At 39.1% G+C, this 23,119-nt stretch carries 19 protein-coding genes, 1 pseudogene and 1 riboswitch; of the genes and pseudogenes, 5 read left to right on the top strand and 15 right to left on the bottom strand.

Annotation, left to right across the window (positions count from 1 at the left end; all coding sequences use genetic code 11):
• Positions 1–75: 75 nt before the first annotated feature.
• A pseudogene (locus ACTHOQ_RS06240) lies at positions 76–411 on the top strand (ATP-binding cassette domain-containing protein); the annotation flags it as partial.
• A gap of 260 nt (positions 412–671) precedes the next feature.
• Here the strand turns inward: ACTHOQ_RS06240 and ACTHOQ_RS06235 are convergent.
• Together ACTHOQ_RS06235 and ACTHOQ_RS06230 are read right to left on the bottom strand one after the other, a co-directional pair.
• Positions 672–872 (bottom strand): cold-shock protein, encoded by a 201-nt coding sequence (locus ACTHOQ_RS06235; protein WP_188225735.1) that lies wholly within the window; start codon positions 870–872, stop codon positions 672–674.
• Positions 873–1,088: 216 nt separating this feature from the next.
• The gene (locus ACTHOQ_RS06230; protein ID WP_440494887.1) at positions 1,089–1,379 is read right to left on the bottom strand and encodes a DUF1033 family protein; all 291 of its coding nucleotides are present in this window, start codon (positions 1,377–1,379) and stop codon (positions 1,089–1,091) included.
• 117 nt (positions 1,380–1,496) lie between these two features.
• On the opposite strand from ACTHOQ_RS06230, the gene ACTHOQ_RS06225 reads away from it, so the two are divergent.
• The 3 genes from ACTHOQ_RS06225 (at position 1,497) to ACTHOQ_RS06215 (ending at position 5,236) form a co-directional block, all read left to right on the top strand.
• Entirely contained in the window at positions 1,497–3,224 is a 1,728-nt protein-coding gene (locus ACTHOQ_RS06225; RefSeq protein ID WP_440494886.1) for a methyl-accepting chemotaxis protein, read from the top strand.
• A 248-nt stretch (positions 3,225–3,472) separates the two neighbouring features.
• Complete coding sequence (locus ACTHOQ_RS06220) at positions 3,473–4,120, top strand: 5-bromo-4-chloroindolyl phosphate hydrolysis family protein (RefSeq protein ID WP_440494885.1); 648 nt, start codon at positions 3,473–3,475, stop codon at positions 4,118–4,120.
• A 3-nt stretch (positions 4,121–4,123) separates the two neighbouring features.
• On the top strand, positions 4,124–5,236 hold the full coding sequence (locus ACTHOQ_RS06215; protein ID WP_440494883.1) for a toxic anion resistance protein: 1,113 nt from the start codon (positions 4,124–4,126) through the stop codon (positions 5,234–5,236).
• 51 nt (positions 5,237–5,287) lie between these two features.
• Here ACTHOQ_RS06215 and ACTHOQ_RS06210 read toward each other — a convergent pair whose 3' ends face one another.
• The 10 genes from ACTHOQ_RS06210 to dapF form a co-directional block, all read right to left on the bottom strand.
• Positions 5,288–5,485 carry a DUF6501 family protein gene (locus tag ACTHOQ_RS06210; RefSeq protein ID WP_440494882.1) on the bottom strand — a complete coding sequence of 66 codons (198 nt, stop codon included), beginning with the start codon at positions 5,483–5,485 and terminating at the stop codon, positions 5,288–5,290.
• Between the two features lie 337 nt (positions 5,486–5,822).
• Positions 5,823–6,557 carry an amino acid ABC transporter ATP-binding protein gene (locus ACTHOQ_RS06205; protein WP_440494880.1) on the bottom strand — a complete coding sequence of 245 codons (735 nt, stop codon included), beginning with the start codon at positions 6,555–6,557 and terminating at the stop codon, positions 5,823–5,825.
• 3 nt (positions 6,558–6,560) lie between these two features.
• On the bottom strand, positions 6,561–7,307 hold the full coding sequence (locus ACTHOQ_RS06200) for an amino acid ABC transporter permease (RefSeq protein WP_440494879.1): 747 nt from the start codon (positions 7,305–7,307) through the stop codon (positions 6,561–6,563).
• Between the two features lie 240 nt (positions 7,308–7,547).
• Positions 7,548–8,381: a transporter substrate-binding domain-containing protein gene (locus ACTHOQ_RS06195; RefSeq protein ID WP_440494878.1), complete on the bottom strand. Its 834-nt coding sequence runs from the start codon at positions 8,379–8,381 to the stop codon at positions 7,548–7,550.
• A 110-nt stretch (positions 8,382–8,491) separates the two neighbouring features.
• Positions 8,492–8,679: riboswitch (Lysine riboswitch) on the bottom strand.
• A gap of 480 nt (positions 8,680–9,159) precedes the next feature.
• On the bottom strand, positions 9,160–10,401 hold the full coding sequence (odhB, locus tag ACTHOQ_RS06190; RefSeq protein ID WP_440494877.1) for a 2-oxoglutarate dehydrogenase complex dihydrolipoyllysine-residue succinyltransferase: 1,242 nt from the start codon (positions 10,399–10,401) through the stop codon (positions 9,160–9,162).
• Positions 10,402–10,497: 96 nt separating this feature from the next.
• Positions 10,498–13,305, bottom strand: coding sequence for a 2-oxoglutarate dehydrogenase E1 component (locus tag ACTHOQ_RS06185; RefSeq protein WP_440494876.1), 2,808 nt, complete (start codon positions 13,303–13,305; stop codon positions 10,498–10,500).
• Between the two features lie 313 nt (positions 13,306–13,618).
• The gene (locus ACTHOQ_RS06180) at positions 13,619–15,022 is read right to left on the bottom strand and encodes a HAMP domain-containing sensor histidine kinase (protein WP_440494875.1); all 1,404 of its coding nucleotides are present in this window, start codon (positions 15,020–15,022) and stop codon (positions 13,619–13,621) included.
• Positions 15,019–15,690: a response regulator transcription factor gene (locus tag ACTHOQ_RS06175; RefSeq protein WP_440494874.1), complete on the bottom strand. Its 672-nt coding sequence runs from the start codon at positions 15,688–15,690 to the stop codon at positions 15,019–15,021. The genes ACTHOQ_RS06180 and ACTHOQ_RS06175 overlap by 4 nt, the downstream gene beginning before the upstream one ends.
• A 108-nt stretch (positions 15,691–15,798) precedes the next feature.
• A complete protein-coding gene (locus ACTHOQ_RS06170; RefSeq protein ID WP_440494873.1) occupies positions 15,799–17,832 on the bottom strand; it encodes a sensor domain-containing diguanylate cyclase in 2,034 nt (677 codons plus the stop codon).
• A 28-nt stretch (positions 17,833–17,860) separates the two neighbouring features.
• Complete coding sequence (dapF, locus tag ACTHOQ_RS06165) at positions 17,861–18,823, bottom strand: diaminopimelate epimerase (protein WP_440494872.1); 963 nt, start codon at positions 18,821–18,823, stop codon at positions 17,861–17,863.
• Positions 18,824–19,210: 387 nt separating this feature from the next.
• On the opposite strand from dapF, the gene ACTHOQ_RS06160 reads away from it, so the two are divergent.
• Positions 19,211–19,759 carry a GNAT family N-acetyltransferase gene (locus ACTHOQ_RS06160; RefSeq protein ID WP_440494870.1) on the top strand — a complete coding sequence of 183 codons (549 nt, stop codon included), beginning with the start codon at positions 19,211–19,213 and terminating at the stop codon, positions 19,757–19,759.
• 52 nt (positions 19,760–19,811) lie between these two features.
• Here the strand turns inward: ACTHOQ_RS06160 and murG are convergent, their stop codons facing one another.
• The 3 genes from murG to ACTHOQ_RS06145 form a co-directional block, all read right to left on the bottom strand.
• A complete protein-coding gene (gene murG, locus ACTHOQ_RS06155) occupies positions 19,812–20,888 on the bottom strand; it encodes an undecaprenyldiphospho-muramoylpentapeptide beta-N-acetylglucosaminyltransferase (protein ID WP_440494868.1) in 1,077 nt (358 codons plus the stop codon).
• A 437-nt stretch (positions 20,889–21,325) separates the two neighbouring features.
• Positions 21,326–22,036 carry a CAP domain-containing protein gene (locus tag ACTHOQ_RS06150; RefSeq protein ID WP_440494867.1) on the bottom strand — a complete coding sequence of 237 codons (711 nt, stop codon included), beginning with the start codon at positions 22,034–22,036 and terminating at the stop codon, positions 21,326–21,328.
• 178 nt (positions 22,037–22,214) lie between these two features.
• Positions 22,215–23,117 (bottom strand): CobW family GTP-binding protein, encoded by a 903-nt coding sequence (locus ACTHOQ_RS06145; protein ID WP_440494866.1) that lies wholly within the window; start codon positions 23,115–23,117, stop codon positions 22,215–22,217.
• Between the last annotated feature and the right edge of the window lie 2 nt (positions 23,118–23,119).

Raw genomic sequence — 23,119 nt, 5'->3', positions numbered from 1 at the left:
GGATTTTAATAGAACAGATTTTGATTTTGATAGAAAAGTTAAGTAGCTTGATGCGACAACTATATTGACAAACACCGTATGCTATTCTCTGGTGAAGAAGTGAAGAAATCTCCTGCTGTACTTTCAGGTGGAGAGAAAGTTCGCTGTATGCTTTCAAAAATGATGCTTTCAAACTCGAACGTATTATTATTGGATGAGCCTACGAACCACTTAGACCTTGAATCAATTCAAGCATTGAACGAAGGTTTAATCCGCTTCAAAGGCGCGATGATCTTTACTTCACATGACCACCAATTCATTCAAACAATCGCTAACCGCGTAATCGAAATCCGTGAAGATGGTTCAATTTTAGATAAACCCTTAACATATGATGAGTTTTTGGATTGGAAAGATGCACAAGGCTTAAGCTAAGATTTGCCATACGCTTCGAATACAAAAAGAAGGTTGCAAGCAATTTGCAATCCTTCTTTTTTGCTTTTAAAGCACTGTCCCGTCTTTATTGTTGCATCAATTGTCCTTAAATTGCCAAAATTCCGTACAATTCGATATTCATATTGTCGATCGCTTCCATGCCCAGCTTTATGCATAATTATCCGCAATGCTAAAATTCACAATTTTTTCAACATAAATAAGCCACGCATTACTTTACGTGGCTTCGAGATTTGTTTGGATTATAATTTTGTCACATTCGCAGCTTGTGGTCCGCGGTTGCCGTCCACAACTTCGAATTCCACTTGTTGACCTTCGTCTAATGTTTTGAAGCCTTCACCTTGAATTGCCGAGAAATGCACAAATACGTCATTTTCCCCTTCGACTTCAATGAAACCAAAACCTTTTTCTGAGTTAAACCATTTTACTGTCCCTTGTTTCATTTTAGAATACCTCCAAGAATAAAAGTTAACAATTAAACGCACGAAATAAAAAACACATACTACAAGAGTACCGATCAACTAACTCGATTACTGTTTGTAATATGTGAATCCATTGTATTCGGTAAATCATTTTAATTGTTAAATATAGTATATATATGATGATATTAACTGTCAATCGCAATTTATCGAATTGTGTAAATTTTCAATTAAGTATAGTTATTGGGCAATTGCGTTAGGGGTCAATAAAATAATGCCATGATAAATTTGGGCATCGTCGTCGCATGCCTCGCAAAATTCACATTCATCTTCAGACCAAAACGCATAAAAATGTTCTTTTTTATGTGCTTCAAACTCATATTTTTTTCGAAACTGAGCGAGCAAATGATTAATTGCAACTTGGAATTGTTGTTCTGTCGCAAATTGTTCAACTGATACGATATGTTCTTCCCAGCCGTCAAATTGCCACCAAGGCTCATAATCGGCCTTCATATAAATAATTTTATACATAAACATTATCCTTTCTTTATACGTTTATTTTATACAGAATAGACGGATATGTCTATTAATGCTTATTTCCGTATGGTAATATAATGGTAAGTTTCACACTGACTAAGGAGGATATGTATGTTTTCAAATTTTAGACCTAAAGCTGAAATACACGATTTATTCGAGCGTGGCACCGATTTACCGGCTACTGGACGCTTCCATGAAACTTTAACGTTCAACAATTTCAAAAGACAGGACCAAGACCATTTAAAAGCCGTTTTTGATCGTGTCGCCTCATCAACTCCGACGATGAATGTTATTTTCAGCCAATATTTAGATGAAATTGCACCGGATAAAACAAATCAAATTTCAGAAGCGCAAATTGACCGCTATTTAAAAAATTTCTTCCTTGCAGAACGAAACGATGATTATATTGACCAAACGATTAAGTTTTTCAACGTTTTACGGGAAAATCGGTTTGAACCTGGAAAGTTAATCGTTGTTTTCAATCAATTTTCTTTTTATATTACGACATTAGTTTTACATAATTTTGGGATAAAGCCCCCTGTAGCATTTAAATATATGAAATCTGTTTCTGCTGCTGTCAATATTGAACAGGAGCTGCTGATCGAGGTGATGACTGAACGCCTAGTCGAAAATGTCATTGAAGAACTTGCATCTTTAACAGATGCCAACGCAAATATTATGTATATGAAAGACTTGATCCAACGTCTTGATACACAATCCGACGATATCGCAAGCTCGACCGCCGCATCACAGCAATTGGCTGCTTCCATTGCGGAAATTGCCCGTTCTTCCACAAATATTGCGGAAAAGACAAATGAATCAGTAGAAAACGCGGCAAAAGGAAAGCAATCAATCGAGCATGCATTGCAAGAAATTTTCACTACAGAAGAAACATTCACGGAAATTGTAAATAGCTTCAAGCAATTGCAAAGGCATGTAAATGATATTGAAAGTGTCGTAACATTGATAAATCAGATTGCCGACCAGACGAACTTGCTTGCGCTCAATGCTTCTATTGAGGCGGCGCGTGCAGGCGAACACGGAAAAGGTTTTGCCGTCGTTGCGCAAGAAGTACGGAAACTGGCCGAAAATACAGTTTCGGCGTTAGGGGAAGTTTCAACAAATGTCCAATCATTGAAAAACTATTCCAATGATGTAGCAAGTTCCATTTCTGAAACGACGACGATTATTCGCGAAGCGACAGATGAAGCTAAGGAATCATTGCCATTATTGAATTCAATTGTCGAGATTATTGAAAGCATTAATATGGATGTGACTGCCACGGCTGCCGCTTCTGAGGAGCAAGCCGCATCAATTGACGAAATTTCGATGCGCATGGTTCAGATTTCGAATTTGCAGGAGGATATCCGCCTGTTTGGAAACAGCACTTCCGCCGATATTCATAAGTTAGGTATAGAAATTACACGCTTCCGAAATGAAGTAACGACAAATAATAATGTACAGCTTTCTAGTATTTCTCTATTATTGCTTTCAAAAGCGGATCATATTTTATGGAAATGGCGTGTTTACAATATGTTCTTAGGTTTGGAACAATTGACTCCAGCAGAAGTATCTTCACACCGCGATTGCCGTTTAGGGAAATGGTATACATTGGAGAAAACGAAAGCACGCTTCGGAAACCATGCTTCTTACATAGAACTGGACCATCACCATGAGCAAGTGCATATTTCAGCAAAAGCAGCTGTTGAACAATTTAATGCAGGCAATCCTGCACAGGCGGAAATTCACTTGCAGGAAATCGAACAAGCTTCTATCCATGTAATTGGATACATCAATGACTTAATTAAAATAATTGAAAAAGAGCGTTTGCTTCATTAATATCTGTTTCGCGGGGAGTGTCCAGAAAGTTTTGCGGAGTGCTCCCCTTTGCATGTTTTAAAACTTTTTACTTTGTTATAAAGCAAAAAATTGATACGATTAGAAAAACATCTCTTTTAATTATGATGAAATGTATATTCATTTGAGCGAATTTCCCGAAAACATATTTTTTTCCGCGGAACTCAGAATGATTGAAACTTTTTTTTGTTTCGTACGTAACAATAGTATCGAGTAAAGGAGGTACGAAAATGCTTGGTCCTATGAATTTTCTCACACGCCACTTAATAAATTTTTTAGTTTTTATTACAGCACTTGCACTTACTTTCATCAATTTCTCGGGTATAGTGACGATGCTTGCGCTACCTCTTGGAGTAGCAGCGTATTTTATTAGCAATAAAATTACATTCGCCATTCAAAAATCAACCCAAAGCAAAAAGCTCGGACTGTCAAAATCGGAATACAATTTAATCGAAGCACAGCTAAAACAAGCACGTGCGCATATTCAGGCATTAAATCAACAATATATCCGGGTCCGTTCTGTGCGTTCATTCAAGCAAATAAGTGAAATGTCGAAGCTTGCAAAACGCATCATTAATATTGTGCAAACAAACCCTCATAAATTTTATGCGGTGGAAGACTTCTTCTATGCGCATTTGCCTTCAGCGGTTCAGCTGTCGGATAAATATACATTATTGACGAAAGAGCAGGTTCCGGGTACGGATGTTCATTTGGCATTGGAAGATACCCGTAAAACATTAAAAGAGCTTCAAATAACGATAGAGGACGATTTGAAAAATGCTTTATCGTCTGATATCGAAAACTTAAAAATCGAACTTGACTTTGCAAAGATGTCGAATGAAAAACGAAAAGATCGATTAAAAATCGGCGGTGAGTAGTAAATGAATATGATGAATAATCCATTTGATGCCTTTACGACGAGTGAAAATGTGGACTTGCAAGTCAGTAAAGAACAATTTGCGGTGAATGTTGCAAACAATGCAGCCTCACCGCTTTTCGCATCATTATCCAATCAAATGAAGCAACGGGCATTACAATTGGCCCAAAACATGGAGCCGAAGCTATATGAGGATGTACTGGCATTCGGCTTGCCTGCCCAGGAGGCATTAAAAAAGTTTACAGCACAAATGCTGCAATACATCCAACGCAAAGATATGCGTAAAGTCGGTGAAGTGTTATCCGACTTAATGCAGCATTTGGAAATGATTGATCCGGATGCATTGATCGATCAGGAAAAAGGCTTCTTTGCAAAGCTGTTTAGCCGTTCGACACAGTCCATTCAGGAAGTAATGACACATTACAATAAATTGAGCAAGCGGATTGATCGTTTAAGCATTCAATTGGAATATAACCAAAATGCCCTTTTGAGCGACTACCAGTTTTTAAATAAATTATATGCAATGAATGAACAATACTTTCAGGAAATCAATATTTATATTGCGACACTAGAAATAAAAAAGCAGCATATGAGAGATGTCTTGCTGCCCGCCCTTCAAAAAGAAGCGGCGGATGGCCAAAATCCATTTAAGCAGCATGATCTAAAGGATGCTGAAATGCAAATCGAGTGGATCGACCGCCGTATGTATGATTTAGAGCTGTCACGCGAAGTTGCAATACAATATGCTCCGCAAATCCGCATGATTCAGCAAACGAATCAAATGCTGATCGAAAAAATTCAAAGCTCCATCATGACGACAATCCCTTTATGGCAATCACAAATTGCGATGCTTTTAAATATGAATAATCAGCGCCGCGCCATGCAATCACAGGAGCGCCTCATGAATGCATCCGAGCAATTAATGCGCAAAAACGGGAAAATGCTTGAAGTGTCGCGCAGGACCGCCAACCGTCCAGCGCTATCGCATACCGACATCGACCGCTTCAAACAAACACAGCTTCAACTGCTGCATGATATTGAAGATACATTGCGCATACATGTGAAAACAGACGAAAAACGCCATGAAATCGAGCACACGATTTTAGAGCAAAAATAAAATTCGGGGTGCATTAAAAGCCATAATGACTTTTTAATGCACCCCGTGTTTTTATGCGAAATACTCTTTATAGTATCCGCCAACTTCACCCGTGTTGTCGATGACAAAAATAAATTCTTCGGTCTCGTTTTTCACTTCATATTCTTTCCCTGCCGTTAATACATTCGATACTAAATATTTTGATGCATTTGTATGTACACATTTTACTGTACGAATTGTCGCTGCATCTTTCCAATTTAAATGTAGCATGTTGTTCCCTCACTTTTAGCTTATATCTATACTCTCTTATTTTATACGATTTTTCCGTCAGAGGAAAGACTCGGCTATACAACTTTTCAATAAAATGTGGATTGATGCCTTTTCCTTATCGAATTTCATCGGATATTTTTATTTTCTTCACCTGTTGCCGGTATTGAAGGAAGTATTATTCCATGTTAAACTCACAAGCAGAGGTGGAATTTATGGCATTTGGTAGTGTTCCAATGTGGTTTTTCGCAATAGCGATCGCTTTTGCAATTATATTTATACTCGTAAGTGAATGGAACTCAAGAAATTAAGCTCGCTTAAATATGCGAGCTTTTTCTCATTAACGCAATGTCCGTTTTAAAAATTCCTTTGTGCGTTCGTGTTTCGGATTGACGAGCACTTCATTTGGATGCCCTTCTTCGACAATGACGCCTTTATCCATAAAGACGATACGATCAGATACTTCTTTCGCAAACTCCATTTCGTGTGTCACAATGAGCATCGTGTTCCCTTGATCTGCCAGTTGACGCATCACTTTTAACACTTCCCCGACCATCTCGGGGTCAAGTGCAGATGTTGGTTCGTCAAACAGCATCACATCAGGGTCCATCGCTAACGCACGCGCTATGGCCACACGCTGCTTTTGTCCCCCTGATAAATGTTTCGGTTTCGCATTTTTATATTGAGCCATTCCAACAAGCTCTAGATATTTCAGCGCATTCTGCTGTGCCTGCTCTTTCGTCCGATTTAACACCTTTATTTGGCCAACAACACAGTTATTCAGCACATCCAGATTATTGAACAAGTTAAACTGTTGAAAGACCATGCCTAAATGTGTCCGGTATTTCTCGATATTATGACCATCATGCAAAATGTTTTCGCCATTATATATAATTTCGCCTGCAGTTGGTGTTTCAAGTAAATTAATGCAGCGTAATAATGTCGACTTTCCTGAACCGGAAGAACCGATAAGCGTCACGACCTCTCCTTTGTTCACTTGGAAATTGACGTCCTTTAAAACTTCATGTTCGCCGAATTTTTTATTTAAATGGTTTATGCCAATTACAATAGTCATGCATTATTCACCGTCCTTTTCTAGCTTGTTTCCAGTAATGAGTTCCACTTTATATGCAGCAGGTCCATCCATTTTCTTTTCGAATAATAGTAAGAAGCGTGTTACTGTGAATGTCATGATAAAATACAGAATCGTTGCGATGAAGAATGCTTCGATATATTTATAGTTGCTGCCCGCAATCGAGTTTGCCGTAAAGAACAGTTCCACGACCGAAATTACGCTTAATACAGATGAATCTTTAATATTCATGACGAACTGATTTCCCGTAGCAGGCAGAATATTGCGCGCTACTTGCGGAATAACGATATGAATCATCGTTTGCAAGTGATTCATCCCGATTGCTTGCGCTGCTTCAAATTGCCCTTTATCGATTGATACAATGCCGCCACGCACATATTCAGCCATATATGCACCCGTATTTAAACTAATAACGATTGAGGCAGCCAAAAAGCGGTCAATATCAATCCCCATATAGACTAAGCCGTAAAACACAACCATCGCCTGTACCATCATCGGCGTGCCGCGGAATATTTCAACATAGGCTGTTAATATAAAATTCACTAGTTTAAACAGCATTGTTTTGATAGTTTTTTTGCGTTGTGGGATTGTATGCATAATGCCGATGAAAAATCCGATAAGCGTACCGCAAATTGTTCCGATGATTGCTAATAGAAGTGCGGTCCAAGCTCCACGTACGAATAAATCCCAGTTGTTCGTAAACAAGTTCCATGCTGATTCCAAAAATGCCATAGTCTTGTCCTCCAATTCTTTTATCTTTATACTTTATATGTAAAAAGTTATGTTTTTAATAGAAAAAGGTTGTCTCCCGTTTGCCGGCAAGACAACCTTTTATAATCACTTATGCAGAGGCATAGGTGAGCCGGGATTCGACATAGCGCCTTCATTGAAAATTCATATTTGAATCCCTGACATCCATCGGAGGCAAAATTATAATTAGCACTCACGCTTACTACAATTATTGCTTCACGACTATTGTGCTGCTGGTTGATTTGCAATTGCGTCTTCCATGAATTGTTGACGCTCTTCTTCCGAAATTTCAGCTAAAACTTTGTTGATTTGTTCACGTAATTCAGAGCCTTTTTTTAATCCTACTGCTACAGCTGTCGATGCTTCATCCGCTTCGAAGTTCGGCTCTGGAACGATGTATTTAATGTTTTTTAATGCCATCTCAGCGGAAATGCCTTCAGGACGCTCTGATACATATGCATCAATCGCACCTGATTGTAATTGAACGCGCATTGCGCCAAAATCCGTTGCTGCTACTTGCTTTTTCACACCTTCGATTTGGTCGATTACATCATAGTGTGTTGTCGCTTGTTGGCCTGTAATTTTAGCGCCTGAAAAATCGCTTAGCGATGTAGCATTTGCGTATGGTCCATCTGCTTTTACAACGATGACATAGTCGCTTGTATAATAGTTTTCTGTGAAATCGATTGCTTCCATGCGCTCAGGCATCGGCGACATGCCCGCAATGACTAAATCAATTGCCCCTGATTGCAATGATGGAATCAAGCCATCCCAATCCGTTTTTACCACTTTTAATTCCATATCCAAACCTTCCGCAATCTTTTTCGCGATTTCCACATCATAGCCTGCCGCAAATTCTTTTGAGCCATCAATCGGCACGCCACCGTTCGAATCGTCCTTCTGCGACCAGTTGAATGGTGCATAGCCTGCTTCCATCCCTACTTTTAGTACTTTTTTGTCCGAACCACTCTTAGTTCCTTCATCACTCGCACCACATGCAGCAAGTACAAGCATTGTCATCATTGCAGCAACCAGCATTAATAATTTCTTTTTCATCGTAAATTTCCCCCTTATCATTTTTCAGCTTTTCATGTATACAAAAAACGACCTAAAGCAATTTAGGTCGTTAATATGTATAAATAAGCCCAAATCCTCTACAGATCCCATTTTGAGATAGCACAACTCAATCATCTGGAATGCGATGACTGAGACAGTTCTGCAATTATTCACTGCAGACCCAGCATTATTAACTCGAGCATTAATAAAACTTCGGCGATATTCCCTTCTTTTATAGTTCATAGTCAGCTCAATGACTCCATATAAAACTAATAAATATCGCGCCTCTACCTCACGTAGTTTGTGAGGTTTTGTTATGAAATTGATACGTTTATATTACATTATTGCGATATTTCTGTCAACAGGCAGTTTTCTGAAAGTTAACCTCACAATAAGCAACCATTTTTCGCTGAACCCACATTTTTATACATATGTCGGTCTATCCCAACAAATGAAGTATTGAAAGACCCTCTGTAAATGTAAACGTTTCATCACTTCTGCAGAGGCGCTGAAAACTGTGGTTGTTTCACTTTTAATAAAAGCCCTTCCTCCGTATTGGGCAAAATTCGCAATTGCTGAGGGCGATTTTGGCTCTTAATTAAGTAATGAGGGGAAAAATTAGCGGAGATTTTTCGCTTATTTCCGCAATAGGATCCGTTTCGGAATAAATAAGCGGTGATTTTCCGGTTATCCCAAGGGAAATCCTCCATTTTATGCCTGGCACACGAACAAAAAACCACCCTGCAAATGCAAAGTGGTTTTTCGAAAGCTGTATTAATTATGAATTCAACAATAAATCTTCTGGGTTTTCGATCATTTCTTTTACTGTTTTTAGGAAGCCAACAGAATCTTTACCATCGATAATACGGTGGTCATAAGACAATGCCACATACATCATTGGGCGGATTTGAACTTCGCCATTTACAGCTACTGGACGGTTTACGATTGAGTGCATACCTAAAATACCAGCTTGAGTACCGTTCATGATCGGTGTTGACATTAATGAACCGAACACACCACCGTTAGTGATCGTGAATGATCCGCCTGCCATATCGTTTAGGCCTAATTTTTTGTCGCGTGCTTTTGCAGCTAAACCAGCGATGTCTTTTTCGATTTCAGCAAAGTTTTTAGCGTTCGCATCACGGACGATTGGAACTACTAAACCTTCTTCTGTTGATACAGCGATGCCGATATCAAAGAAGTTGTTTAAGTGAATCTCATCACCATTAATTTGCGCGTTTACATAAGGATATTTCTTAAGCGCCGCCACAACCGCTTTTGTAAAGAATGACATGAAGCCTAATTTAATGTCGTTCGCTTTTACGAACTCATCTTGTTTACGTTTACGTAATGCCATAATGTTTGTCATATCAATTTCGTTGAATGTTGTTAACATTGCAGTCGATTGTTTTACTTCCAATAAACGTTTCGCAATTGTTTGACGGCGACGGCTCATTTTTTCAACCGTTACGCGGTCCGTATCACCTGCTGGAGTGAAAATCATAGGACCATTGCCTACTGGTGCTTGAGCAACTGGAGCTGCTGAAGCAGTACCATGTGCCGCAACATCTTGTACACGGACACGACCTTGTGGATCCACTGGAGAAATCGCTGCTAAGTCGATACCCTTTTCGCGTGCTAATTTACGGGCTGCTGGTGAAGCGATAACGCGCTCCCCAGAAGTTTCTTCCACTGCTACTGGAGCAGGCGCTGCTTTAGGTGCTTCCTGTGCTGGAGCAGCTGCCTCTTCTTTAGCTGGTGCTGCTGGAGCAGGTGCTGCGCCTTCGCCAGCTTCCACTACTGCGATTACTTGACCAACCAGTACAGTGTCGCCTTCTTCAGCTAAAATTTGAGTTAATACACCCGCTTCTTCAGAGATGATTTCAGCGTTTACTTTATCTGTTTCCAATTCTACGATGAATTCGCCTTTTTCTACGCGATCTCCAACTTTTTTCACCCACTGGGCAATTGTACCTTCAGTAATTGATTCTGCTAATTCAGGGACTTTAATTTCAGCCACGTTCATATCCTCCTTTAATTACGCTACACAATCATTGTATAGCAAGCTACTCCTGCTTTGCGGATGGAGTAGCTCCGTATCAGTCAATCGATAAAATTACTTTTCAAGCGCTTCGTTTACCAGTTTCGCTTGTGCTGCTTTATGTGAGTCGCCGTCGCCTTCAGAAGTGGAGCTCATTGCAGGACGACCTACATAGCGCACTTTTTTGCCTTCAGCGATTTCATATAATGTTTCAAGAACATATGTCCATGAACCTTGGTTTTTCGGCTCTTCCTGTACCCAAACGATTTCTTTTACGTTAGGGAAACGAGCGATAATATCTTTTACTTGCTTTGCAGGGAATGGATAAATCTGCTCAACACGAACGATGTGTAAATGATCAAGACCTTCGCCATCTTTTACGCGCTCTGCTAAATCAATCATCACTTTTCCTGTACCAAGCACTATTTTTTCCACGGCCGCAGTATTTTTGCCTAAACCTTCTTGCTCGATCACTTCTTGGAAGCTACCTGTTGCAAGTTGCTCAGCGCTAGCCGCTGCTAGTGGGTGACGTAAAAGTGATTTTGGTGAAACGATCACTAATGGACGAACCCCTTCAGTGCCTAATAATGCCGCTTGACGGCGTAATAAGTGGTAGTAGTTTCCTGCGTTAGAACAGTTTGCTACAAACCAGTTGTTTTCAGCCGATAGTTGTAAGAAACGTTCCATGCGGCTAGATGAGTGCTCTGGACCTTGCCCTTCGTAACCATGCGGTAAAAGAAGAACGAACCCGGATTTTTGGCCCCATTTAGAACGTGCACTTGAGATAAAGTTATCGAACATTACTTGTGCCATGTTCGCGAAGTCACCAAATTGAGCTTCCCAAACAGAAAGTACATTTTCGTTTTCTAAGTTATACCCATATTCATAACCAACAACACCTGCTTCAGTAAGCGGTGAGTTATAAACTGTGAATGAAGCTTTTACACCTTCAACATGATGCAATGGTGTAAACTCTGAACCGTTGTTTTTATCATGTAACACTAAATGACGTTGAGAGAATGTCCCACGCTGCGCGTCTTGACCAGTGAAACGAACTGGTGTGCCGTCTTGCGTGATTGTTGCATATGCTAAAGTTTCAGCATGGCCCCAGTCAATTTTCGCCGAAGCAAATGCATCACGGCGTTTTTCCAGAATTTTACCCAATTTGTTTTGTGGCTCAAAACCATCCGCAAATACAAGTAAGTCTTCATTAATTTTGTTTAAGCGCTCTGCATCAACTGTAGTATCGATCTCAGGGAACTCAACTTTTAATTCTTCCGGCATATCAGGCGTCAAGTGCTCGTCTTTTTCCGCCATTTCTTTTACGTGGTCATATGCAGCTTGCATTTCCGCATAGATTTTTGCATCCAATGCTTTTACTTCATCAGCAGATACAACACCAGCTTCCGCTAATTCTGCACCATACAATGCGCGAATCGGCTCATGTTTTGCTACTAATTTATATGTTTCAGGGTTTGTTACTGTCGGGTCATCTGTTTCGTTATGACCGTAACGACGGTAACCGATTAAATCGATTACGATGTCTTTGTTGAACTTTACACGATATTCCGCTACAAAACGTCCAACAGCTGCAACTGTTTCAGGGCTATCAGCATTCACGTGAATTACTGGAATATCATACCCTTTAGCTGGATCTGATGAATAAGTAGAAGAACGTGAATCATACAGCTCAGTTGTGAAACCGATCATATTGTTCGCGATAATTTGTACTGTACCACCTGTTGTAAAGCCTTCAGTTTGCGAGAAGTTGAAGCCTTCTGTCACAATCCCCTGCCCTGCGAATGCAGCATCACCATGTAAAATAATACCTAATGCTGATGATGGATCATGCTTTGCAAATCCTGGTGCAGAAGTATCATCTTGAGCTGCACGCACAGAACCGATTACAAGTGGATTCCCTACTTCCAAGTGTGATGGGTTATACGCTAATTTTACGTTCAAACCAGAATCATATGTGTAAGAAGCACCCATATGATATTTAACGTCGCCCGTCCAGCCTTTTGTAATTTCCAAACGTCCATCTTCCGGTAAGAACAAGTCGTTGGAAACATGTGCGAAATCAGAAAACATCATATCGTATGGTTTGTTTAAAACATGTGTTAATACATTTAAACGACCGCGGTGAGCCATACCGATTCGAACATTTTTCACACCTTTAGTCTCAGAGGCTTTAATCATTTCATCTAATAAGATGATTTGCGTGTCTAAGCCTTCACCAGAGAAACGCTTTTGGCCTACGAATGTTTTATGGATGAATTTTTCGAAGTTTTCAATGCGTGTTAAACGCTCTAAAACTGCTTTCTTTTCTTCTGAAGATAAAGTCGCTTTAAACGCTCCACCTTCCACTTGTGCTTCAATCCAAGCACGCTCTTCTGTATTTTGTAAATGAGCAACTTCCACCCCTACTTTATCTGTGTATACAGATTTCAAGTAGTCAATCGCCTCTTTACCGTTTGTAACACCTGCAGGAACATTTGCAAAAAATACTGTTGCAGGGATGGCCGCCAAGTCTGCTGCCGTTAAATTGAATACGCTTTCTTCAATACGTGAAGTGTTTAATTGACGATTTTTTAATGGGTATAAATCTGCTGCTAAATGACCAAATTCACGGATTGCATCTGCTAATTTAACTGCTGCTAATACTTTTTTGTAGTCTCCAGAACCTGCTGCTTCCGCTGTTGCAACTGGTTGTTGACCATCTGCAAATACAGGACCACCGTAAGCTTGGAATAACTGTACTAATTCCGGTTCAACTTCTTCAGGAGATTGCAGGAATAAGTCATATTGCTCTAATACATAACCTAAGTTAGGACCAGAGAACGCTGACCATGGAGAACCTGCAGGTAATACATTGTTCGACATGAAAATAACCTCCAAATTTTGCCTTATGGCTGTTCCAATAATTTACTTGGAAAGATATAGTTTTGCACATCACTGTACAAAATCAAATTCTTTCTTTGTTGATAATAAAGTATTACTTTTTTATCTACCAAAATAAATCAAATAATATTTTACCATTCTTCCACACAGACTAAAAGCACATTATTAAACGGGGAAAGAACGTTTTTTCCATCTCAATCTTACTACTCTTCACAAAAAATACAACTCTTTTTAGCAAAATAAGCATATTTTTTCTTGAACTATTGAAATAACAATTAGAATGACTAAAATTATTCTATTTTTTCTGGAATTTTAGTAAAAAAACGGTTCCTTTATGAAGGATGCTTTCCACATTCATCTCAATTCGGTATTTTTCCGCAAGCATTTTTGTAATGCTTAAACCAAGTCCTGTACCACTGACTTCATTTGTGCGCGATTCATCGATTCGGTAAAAGCGATCAAAAATATAAGGTAAGTGCTGCTGTGAAATGCCGATTCCATTATCCTCGATTGTCACTGAAATTGTGGATTGCGCATCATAGTCAATTCGTATTCGAAGGTTTGGTATATTGCTACTATATCGTATACTATTACTCATTATATTTCTAAAGATTTGAGCTAGTGCATGTTCAGTAACGGCAGCATTCGCCTTCCGCCCCGCTGCAGCTATTTGAAACCGGACAGCCGGATACAGCTGCTGCAATTCGTTTTTTACATGTTCAAACACTTGTTCGATATCGGCAGAGGCAAGTTCATCAGCTTGTTCACGGCGCGCTAATTGCAGAAGCTCCTCAATCATTTTCTTCATGCGCATAATTTCGGACAATGACGTATCCAACGATTCTTCCATCACTTCCGGTTCATCTTTTCCCCAGCGCTTTATCAATGATAGGTGACCTTCGATTACTTGGATAGGGGTGCGCAACTCATGGGATGCATCCGCGACGAATTGTTGTTGTTTCGTAAATGAAATTTCGAGTTCGTTCATTAAAGTGCGGTACATATGAAGCAAATCGCCAATTTCGTCATTTGCTGTATAATCGAACTGCGGCTGTGCCTTAAACCCGTTATTCCTCACTAAATTCATCGCATCCCGCAGCTGGACAAGCGGCTTCATCAATACGTTCGCCAAATAATAGCTGATGGAAACGGATAAAAGCATGGCACCAAGCCCAACGATAATAATGGTCGTCAAAATATAGTTCATCATCGAGTGAAATGTCATCAATGGATGGATCAGCTGCATAATCCCTTGAAATTGTCCGATTTGAACGGCTTTATGCATGACATATGCTTCTGTACCTTCAATTGATTGTTTCTCTATAATGGTAGAAAAATAATTTTGTTGCCCGACCGGAAAATTGGCGGCAGATGTCGCATCATTGATACGCATTACTTCAATGCCATCTAAATTAAAAACGCGCACAGTTTGCTCTTGCGTTAAGATAGCTTTCATTAAAGCTGTATTGCTCTGCAATTTTTCTATTGTAACACTGTTGCTCTGCGCTTCAAAGAAAGTCGTCATATCATCGACGGTGCGCAGCGCATTTTTTTCCTCGCTATTAATGAGCCATGTTTGCAAAGCAATGTACAATACGATGGATATAAGTGCATAGCTTACAAAAATCGTCACCCCTACAGCAAGCATCCATTTAGATTTTAATGATAGTCGCAGCAGCTTTTCGTATATTTTCCTCATCCGCGCATCACGTATCCTACACCTCGTACTGTTTCAATATACGGGTCATTATTCGTTTGTAGTTTTGAACGCAAATGACGGATATATACATCAACGACATTCGTTTCCACCTCTGTATCAAAGCCCCAAACCGTTTCTAGAATGAGTTCGCGCGTACACACATGATTTTTGTTTTCCACAAGCAATTTCAATAAATCGAATTCCTTCCGTGTAAGATCGATCTTTTTATTTTCAAATTGTACTTCATAAGCATTTACATCTATTTCCAGATTACGCACAATTAACTGTTTTGGGCTTTGTGTATGCTTTACCCTTCTTAAAATAGATCGAATCCGCGCAAGCAGCTCTTCAATTGCAAAAGGCTTTACAATATAATCGTCTGCGCCTGCATCAAGTCCAGCCACACGATCCATTACTTCATCGCGAGCCGTAATTAAAAGAATGGGCACATCGCTCTTCTTTCGTATTCTGCGGCAAACTTCAATGCCATTTAACTGAGGCAGCATAACATCCAGCAAAATACAATCAAAATCTCCGGTGTCCGCCAATTCGAAGCCTGTTCTTCCATCATATGCGACAGCCGTTTCAAATTGTTCATGCTGGAGCTCCAATTCCAAAAATCGGGCAATGCTTTTTTCATCTTCAATAATTAATATTTTTTGTTTCATCCTTTACCCTCTCCCACACGATCAAATGCCATTGTAATTAGTTTACCATGTGCATATCCGAAGTTAAAAAAAGAGTACGGAAAATCCCCGCACTCCCCATCTTTATTGCTACATACTGCTAATGCAGTAATGATTATGTGACATTTGCTTAGCTTTATATAAAGCTTGATCCGCTAAATCGATTAGCTCATCCAAATTTTCACTATGCTGCGGATAAATCGAAATACCGATGGAAACAGTCGGGGAAAAATGAATTCCTCTTATCGTCCATCCTATTTGCAGCTGCTGTTTTATCCGTTCCATAATTTGTTCAATTTGAAGCATCCGCTCTTTAATATTTGCAGACAATCCTGTAAAGACAATTAAAAATTCATCGCCGCCTAACCGGACAATTAAATCTTCATGGCGCACACTTTGCTCGAGGGAATGGCCAAATTGAATTAGAAACTCATCCCCTACATCGTGGCCATATACATCATTTACTTGCTTGAAATTGTCGCCATCGAGATAAAAAATAGCTAGGCTCGTATTGGAAAGATTTGCATTACTCAAAATCATGGGAAATTCCTTGTATAGCTTTCTCCTGTTGCCAAGCTGTGTAAGACTGTCGTGATACGCTAAATATGTCAGCTTGTCCTCCAGCTGTTTGCGCTCTGTTATTTCTCTTGAAACCATGACAATTTCCGACACTTCATGACCGGGCAGATCAAGCGACATCGTATAATCGCCCTCTGTCCAAATCGGGCTATTGTCTTTTTTATGCAATAATAAATCGATTTTTTGTTCTTCTGCTATGTCAATCTGTCCCGGATTCAATGCTTTGTGCCATACATCTATACTTTCCGGCATCAATAAATGTTCGTATGGGGAACCGATCAATTCGTCCTCTTCATATCCAAGCTTACGGGAATATGATGGGGATGCATATTTAATTTTACCGAATCGATCTGTAACAACGATGAAATCATTCGTATTTTCAGTAATAGCCCGGAATGTACGCTCAATTTTATATAATTCGGACAGTAATTTCTTTTCGGAGGAAATATTGTATTGGACCGTTAAAAACTGATCAATCTCTCCGTATTCGTTCTTAAGCGGCACAATTGTCGAATCCATCCAGTAGATTTCGCCGTTTTTTTTGCGGTTGCATACTTCACTGCGCCAGATTTTCCCTTTTTTTACGGTGCGCCAAAGATTTGAAAAGAACTCCTTCGAATGATGTCCGGAATTGAAAACATGATGTGTCTTTCCGATTAGCTCTTCTCGGCTATACCCGGTATTTTTAATAATACGATCATTTATATCGATAATGACCCCGTCCGCATTCGTAAAAATAACATCCGCTGCTGAGCTAATCGCATTCTTGAACATTTCCAATCCATGTGACGCTGTGCGCAAAGCTTCCCCCTGTCTAATAAACGCAGTAATTTCCTGCATGATAATAAATACAGCAATAATATCGCCATTGCTCGTCAACGAGGAAAAAGTAGCAGTAAAACAGCGACGGTCATTGTTTTTATCAATAAAATACAGCATTTTCGATTGTATGCTTTCGCCATTTTGCGCACGCAGTAAAAAATTCTTCAGTCTTGCTGCACTTTTCTCATCGATAAATGGCAATTCAAATAGGCTTTCATCATGAGGACTTTCCATTTGAATATTAAACTCCTCAATAAACTTAGGATCCGCTTCAAGTAATTGCATATCGTTGGACACTAATAAAGTTGACAAAAAGGATTTGAAAAATAATGAGCGCATAAATAAATATTTATCTTCCAAATCCCTGCTTAATGATACTTCTTTTGTGATCGCCAAAATATAGCTTTTCCCGTCTTGCAGCACCGGTATAGCTGTCGTTCGCTGTTTTCGAACTTCCATTTTTTCATACGTATAATCTTCGAATTCAACCTGTTTCTCGTCTTTTAGTGTTAAATCATAATGTTGAATTATCGTTTTCGCTAAGTGGGGCGGGATCACCTGCTCGATAAATTTTCCTGAAGGATTGATATTTATTAGTTTTATCGCGGCTTCATTGACAAAAATATATCGATACTGCTGTCCCACTTTCTCCATAAAAAAAACAGCATCATTACTATTCGCAAATAATAAATTTAATTGATTAATAGAAAAAATGGAGCTCATTGTCTATATCCCCCTATTGCACTATTCTCTACATATAGCTTCTTAACTTATTTTCTGCAAAAATATTACATTTCTCATATTGTACTTGCTCATCCGTTAGAAAACAATTCATAAAAATCATTTTATCACCAATAAGCTCAAATTCATAATAACCAATAATGGTTGCATTTCCGATTAGTGCTAATTTCCATTCATCATGAATTTTGGAAACTTCGCATTGAACGAAACCACCAGGGTTGTATACGGTCACCTTATTCTCTGTGACGAATTTTTCAATCGTCGCAATAAGCACTGAGGCGGTCATCGCCGTACCACAAGCATTTGTAAAGCCCACACCACGCTCAAAAGTGCGCACGAAAATTTCATTTGGCGAAAGAGGCAATACATAGCTGACATTCACACCATCCGGACAATATTCATTATCCGCATTTAAAAAAGAAGCAAGTTGCTGTTGATGTGATGTATTTTCTATATATTTTTTGTCTACGATTCCTATTAAGTGAGGATTAGGTACAGAAACCGCAGTAAATGGAATTTCGTGCGAAAATGCGGGAATTGGTTCATGCTGCTGTTGTACTTTGTTTTCAATCGTCATTGGCAAAGAAGATAAATTAAATGAAATCGGCGAAATTTCAACAGAAAAAGTAGGCAGCTGCTCAAAAATTGACGCTGCCCTTCTAATATTCAAACATGCATGCATCGTCTCAATAGTCGCTTCATCTACGCGCAATTTTTCGCATATATAGCGGGCGACACAGCGCAATCCATTGCCGCACATCGAAGCTTCCGAGCCATCCGCATTGATGACACGCATTTTAGCATCCGCAAATTTTGATGGCAATACGAGGAGCAGACCATCCGCGCCCCCATTATTGGACTGATCGCATAATTGTTTTGCCGCTTTCACAAAATCAATCTGCTCATCATATAATGCTTCGTATAAATAAAATGTATTGCCTGAACCTTGAACTTTAGCAAATTGTACTTTCACTTTTTTTGCCTCCACATTCTCTTTATTACTATATTATACTTTGCAAAAAAAATACCTTTTCATCGGCATATTTAATATTTATATTTTTCAGAATATAAAGATTTTTAATAGAAAAAAATGTTTTTTTCGAGCTTGAAAGTTGCAGAAAGAGAAGATATTATAATAAAATGTAGATACAATTCTTATTTCGATATTGTTTTTCATTGTCTAGGATAGAGCGAGACATACGAATTATGTACAATAGTTTAACGTCAAATTCTTTTAGGTAAGATCAAGTTCGAAATGACTGTTGCCTTATGATAAAGAACCTTTTAGCATTAGAAGATTATTTACACAATTTCTTTACAACAGGCTCTACCATTTTCTTCTTAAAAGGAGGCGTTTCACATGTTAAAACAACGAGAACTTCACGAAACTGCAGAGCTATACGAGCTATTACGTCATCCATCCGTATTTCCATTCGTACGTCATAAAGCAGCTTCAGCAGAAGAGTACTTATTTATGACAAAGCAATTAATTGAAGAAGAACAGAACGGTTTAACGATTTCACGTACGATTGTCGATGAATGGGGTGCTCCTATCGGGACAATCAGTATTTTCGATATTCAAGAAGGTGCTGGTTTTTTAGGCACTTGGATTGGAAAACCATTTCAAGGATTAGGCTACAATCAAAAAGCAAAACTAGCTTTTCTGAATGAGTTATTTTTTGAATTTGAATTCCATACAATTTTTTTGCGTATCCGCGAGGAAAATGGGCGCTCACAAGCAGCGGCGTTAAAATTACCATATGTAGTGGATGCCGAGCTTACAAATCCATCGCTTTTTAACGAAATTAACCAAGGCGCCACTAAATTTCGCCTATACAAAATTCCGAAAGACTTATTCTATTTAACAACTGCTTATGCGCATGAGGAAGCTGAAGAACAAGCAATGTAATAAAAATCAAGGGGCTATCTCAAAAGTTTTGACTTTTGGTTAGCCCCTTTTCTCATTTTTCATATTGTGTAATTAATGCAACCATTTCTTGCGGTGTTTTTGGTTGTTCGACATCAAGCATTTGATCGATCATCTCATCGGCATGCGCTACAAGCTTGTTGATCGCTTGTAAAAAAGCCTCTTTTGTCAATGTTTCTTCATCCAATACTTGTGCAAAGCCTTGTTTTTTAAATAAGTTTGCATTTAAAATTTGATCCCCGCGGCTTTTGGCTGCTGAAAGAGGGATGAGCAGCATCGGCTTATGCAATGCCAAAAACTCAAAGATTGAATTTGATCCTGCACGCGATACGATATAATCTGCCGCATACAAAAGGTCGGGTAATTCTGTCGTCACATATTCAAATTGGCTATAGCCTTGCAAACTTTCAATTGTTGTATCCAGATTCCCTTTTCCGCATAAATGAATAATTTGATAATGTTCGAGCAATGTTGGCAAGTTTTCCCGAAGCGCCTCGTTAATGACAACCGAGCCTAAGCTTCCCCCCATGACTAGCAGCACCTTTTTGTCTGTCATGAATTGGCACAGTGCTAAACCACGCTCACGATTCCCCTCAAAAAGCTGCTGGCGAATAATAGAGCCGGTGCATGTCGTCTTGTCGCTCGGCAAATGCTTCATCGTCTCTTTAAACACCGTAAATATATGCGATGCAAAAGGTAGTGAAATTTTATTCGCCAAACCTGGTGTAACATCAGATTCATGCACGACAACCGGGATATCCGCCAATTTTGCCGCTATCACGACCGGCACCGATACAAATCCGCCTTTTGAAAATATAACGGTAGGTTTCACTTTTTTTATAATTGAAAATGCTTGCGTAACCCCTGCCAATACTTTGAATGGATCTGTAAAGTTCTGCATCGAAAAGTAGCGGCGCAGCTTCCCGCTTGATATGCTGTAATAAGGCAATGATGGGAAAGCATTGCTTATCAGTTCTTTTTCAATGCCGTCATGCGAACCGATGTAATGGACATCGTATCCTGCCTCTATTAATGATGGAATGATTGCCTCATTTAACGAAACATGGCCAGCCGTTCCTCCACCTGTTAAAATAATTGATTTTTCGTTCATAAATTTCTCCTAACAAAACAAATGTCATTTCATATATTTTATGCAACATGATAATTCATCATGCTTCGATAAATTTCTTAATTATTTAGCATGTTATTTTATTAACATTTTTTACTAATATAGCTTTTCAAAAATCAGCAGCTGTTTCTATGTATACAAGCTAACTATTTTCATTATTTCAAAAAAGTATTTTTTTCGTAATTTCTCCCTTCTCACTGCATAAAATTTCCTCGTTTTTTTTATAGAGCATTATAAAGTATATCGCCTATTGTAGCATAATTGAACATGTTATAAAATATTTGCTTTAAATTTGCTCGAGCATTATCGATATTTCCTACTATAAATATGTCAAAATGCGAAAATGATTATTATTTAAATAAAGGAATTTAAATGTAAAAACTACCCTTTCCATTTCGAAAAAGGTAGCTGCATTTTCTTTATTTTTTTATAAATTGCTGTGTCCAAATATTGCCGTCTTGTACATACCCGACACCGATATGCGTGAAATCTTTATTTAAAATATTCGCGCGGTGTCCTGCTGAATTCATCCAGGCTTCTACAACTTGCTCTGGCGTTTTCTGGCCTTTTGCAATATTCTCTCCTGCAGATTTATAAGAGATGCCCAATGCTTTCAAGCGGTCAAACGGGCTGCCGAATGTCGGTGATGTATGCGAGAAATAATTATGGCTTTTCATATCTTGGGATTTTTCACGCGCTGCTGCCATAACTGCCCGATCTATTTGCAATGCCTGTAAACCGTTTTTGGCGCGCTCCGCATTTGTTAGTTCAACAACTTTTTCTTCAATCGACAATATTTGATCTGTCTTTGTTTGATCATTGTTTGTAGTAGTTGCTGTTGTTTTTGCTGATGCCGCAGAATTTGTCGGGACGTTTGCCGATTCCTCTTTTTTTGCTGCTTGCTCTTTTTCGATTGGAGTTGTCTTCTTCTCCGCATTTTTTATCGTCAATTTTTGTGGTGTTGTTTTTACAGTTTTAAAGTAATTATTCAACTTTGTTTTATAGTCGGATGTCGATTGATAATGATTGATTGTTGTTGATTTGCCCCCCTCGATCGCGTTCGCATTCGCAACGGGTGCTTGTGTTGCAAAAAGTATTACTGCACAAAATGGTAGAATTAGTTTTTTCATTTTGTACGCCTCCTTTCGTGATTACATCGTAAATGTAAAATCATTAAAAAAAGGGCCTATAAATTGGTAAACTGTCCATCTACCAATTTATAAGCCTTAAAATCTCGCTTAATTCTGCTGTTTTACGATAAATTTATCCAGTTTCCTCAAACATTGCATCTGAAAAGCTATTGACGAATTATGAATGACCAATTACTTCGACATCTTTTATGTTTTCGCCAATCATTACTAAACTCGGTGCCATCTTCACATATTCAGGCAGCCATTGCACCATGCCGTACGCATATTGAAACAGCATTGGATTCTTAATTCCTTCAATAGGCACATATCCTTTCATCCGGTATACGGTATCCGGCAATGCACGCACCCAATTTTCAAACTGCTCTTGTGTGAAGCTTCCATCAAATTGAATTAGCCGGGAGCCTAAATTAAAGCTCTCCCCGATACGGGCAGGTACAATATCTTTCTTTGAAATACGAGCAGTCGATTGCATATTGTGCAATAGTTTCAGTGGAACGCGCGCATTTGTCGTTTGCAAAATAAAGGCATTCGGGTTGAATCCTTGCAGCTCATATACGACTTGCGCTTGTTCTGAATCAGTTAGCAAGTCTGTTTTATTCGCCAATAGTAAATGTGCATGACGAATTTGCTCCATGAATAGCGAGCGAACTTGCGGTGTCAGGCTGGAGCGGTCCAGCCATAGGCGACTATCGGCAACCGTAACGATTCCTTTAATATTCAACTGTTCCGCAAATAGCGGCGAATAGACAGCATCGAGCGCTTCTACCGGATGTGCGGCACCTGTTGTTTCAATAATGAGCACATCAAACTGCTGGTCGTGTAAAAGCGATTGAATTTGCGCTTCGGTCTTTTCTGCACCGCTACAGCAAATACAGCCTTCCAGCATTTCTTTCAATGGGACATCCTCTTCTACCGCCTGTGAATCAAATGGAAGTTTTCCTAATTCATTCATAATAACAGCAGGTTTTAAATTGGCTTCTTTAAGTTGGCGTATTACATCTATTAACATGGATGTTTTCCCACTACCTAAAAATCCACTGAATAAATACACATCTTTCATGT

It is taken from the genome of Solibacillus silvestris (assembly GCF_051967575.1).
Taxonomy (GTDB): domain Bacteria; phylum Bacillota; class Bacilli; order Bacillales_A; family Planococcaceae; genus Solibacillus; species Solibacillus silvestris_B.
The sequence above is the reverse complement of the archived record's forward strand: the minus strand, read 5'-3'. Positions and strand labels throughout refer to the sequence as shown.

Excerpts from the sequence above, each read along its gene's own strand:
- ACTHOQ_RS06235 (WP_188225735.1), bottom strand. The coding sequence starts at position 872 with ATGAAACAAGGGACAGTAAAATGGTTTAACTCAGAAAAAGGTTTTGGT.
- ACTHOQ_RS06230 (WP_440494887.1), bottom strand. The coding sequence starts at position 1,379 with ATGTATAAAATTATTTATATGAAGGCCGATTATGAGCCTTGGTGGCAA.
- ACTHOQ_RS06225 (WP_440494886.1), top strand. The coding sequence starts at position 1,497 with ATGTTTTCAAATTTTAGACCTAAAGCTGAAATACACGATTTATTCGAG.
- ACTHOQ_RS06220 (WP_440494885.1), top strand. The coding sequence starts at position 3,473 with ATGCTTGGTCCTATGAATTTTCTCACACGCCACTTAATAAATTTTTTA.
- ACTHOQ_RS06215 (WP_440494883.1), top strand. The coding sequence starts at position 4,124 with ATGAATATGATGAATAATCCATTTGATGCCTTTACGACGAGTGAAAAT.
- ACTHOQ_RS06210 (WP_440494882.1), bottom strand. The coding sequence starts at position 5,485 with ATGCTACATTTAAATTGGAAAGATGCAGCGACAATTCGTACAGTAAAA.
- ACTHOQ_RS06205 (WP_440494880.1), bottom strand. The coding sequence starts at position 6,557 with ATGACTATTGTAATTGGCATAAACCATTTAAATAAAAAATTCGGCGAA.
- ACTHOQ_RS06200 (WP_440494879.1), bottom strand. The coding sequence starts at position 7,307 with ATGGCATTTTTGGAATCAGCATGGAACTTGTTTACGAACAACTGGGAT.
- ACTHOQ_RS06195 (WP_440494878.1), bottom strand. The coding sequence starts at position 8,381 with ATGAAAAAGAAATTATTAATGCTGGTTGCTGCAATGATGACAATGCTT.
- ACTHOQ_RS06185 (WP_440494876.1), bottom strand. The coding sequence starts at position 13,305 with ATGTCGAACAATGTATTACCTGCAGGTTCTCCATGGTCAGCGTTCTCT.
- ACTHOQ_RS06180 (WP_440494875.1), bottom strand. The coding sequence starts at position 15,022 with ATGAGGAAAATATACGAAAAGCTGCTGCGACTATCATTAAAATCTAAA.
- ACTHOQ_RS06175 (WP_440494874.1), bottom strand. The coding sequence starts at position 15,690 with ATGAAACAAAAAATATTAATTATTGAAGATGAAAAAAGCATTGCCCGA.
- ACTHOQ_RS06170 (WP_440494873.1), bottom strand. The coding sequence starts at position 17,832 with ATGAGCTCCATTTTTTCTATTAATCAATTAAATTTATTATTTGCGAAT.
- ACTHOQ_RS06160 (WP_440494870.1), top strand. The coding sequence starts at position 19,211 with ATGTTAAAACAACGAGAACTTCACGAAACTGCAGAGCTATACGAGCTA.
- murG (WP_440494868.1), bottom strand. The coding sequence starts at position 20,888 with ATGAACGAAAAATCAATTATTTTAACAGGTGGAGGAACGGCTGGCCAT.
- ACTHOQ_RS06150 (WP_440494867.1), bottom strand. The coding sequence starts at position 22,036 with ATGAAAAAACTAATTCTACCATTTTGTGCAGTAATACTTTTTGCAACA.
- ACTHOQ_RS06145 (WP_440494866.1), bottom strand. The coding sequence starts at position 23,117 with ATGAAAGATGTGTATTTATTCAGTGGATTTTTAGGTAGTGGGAAAACA.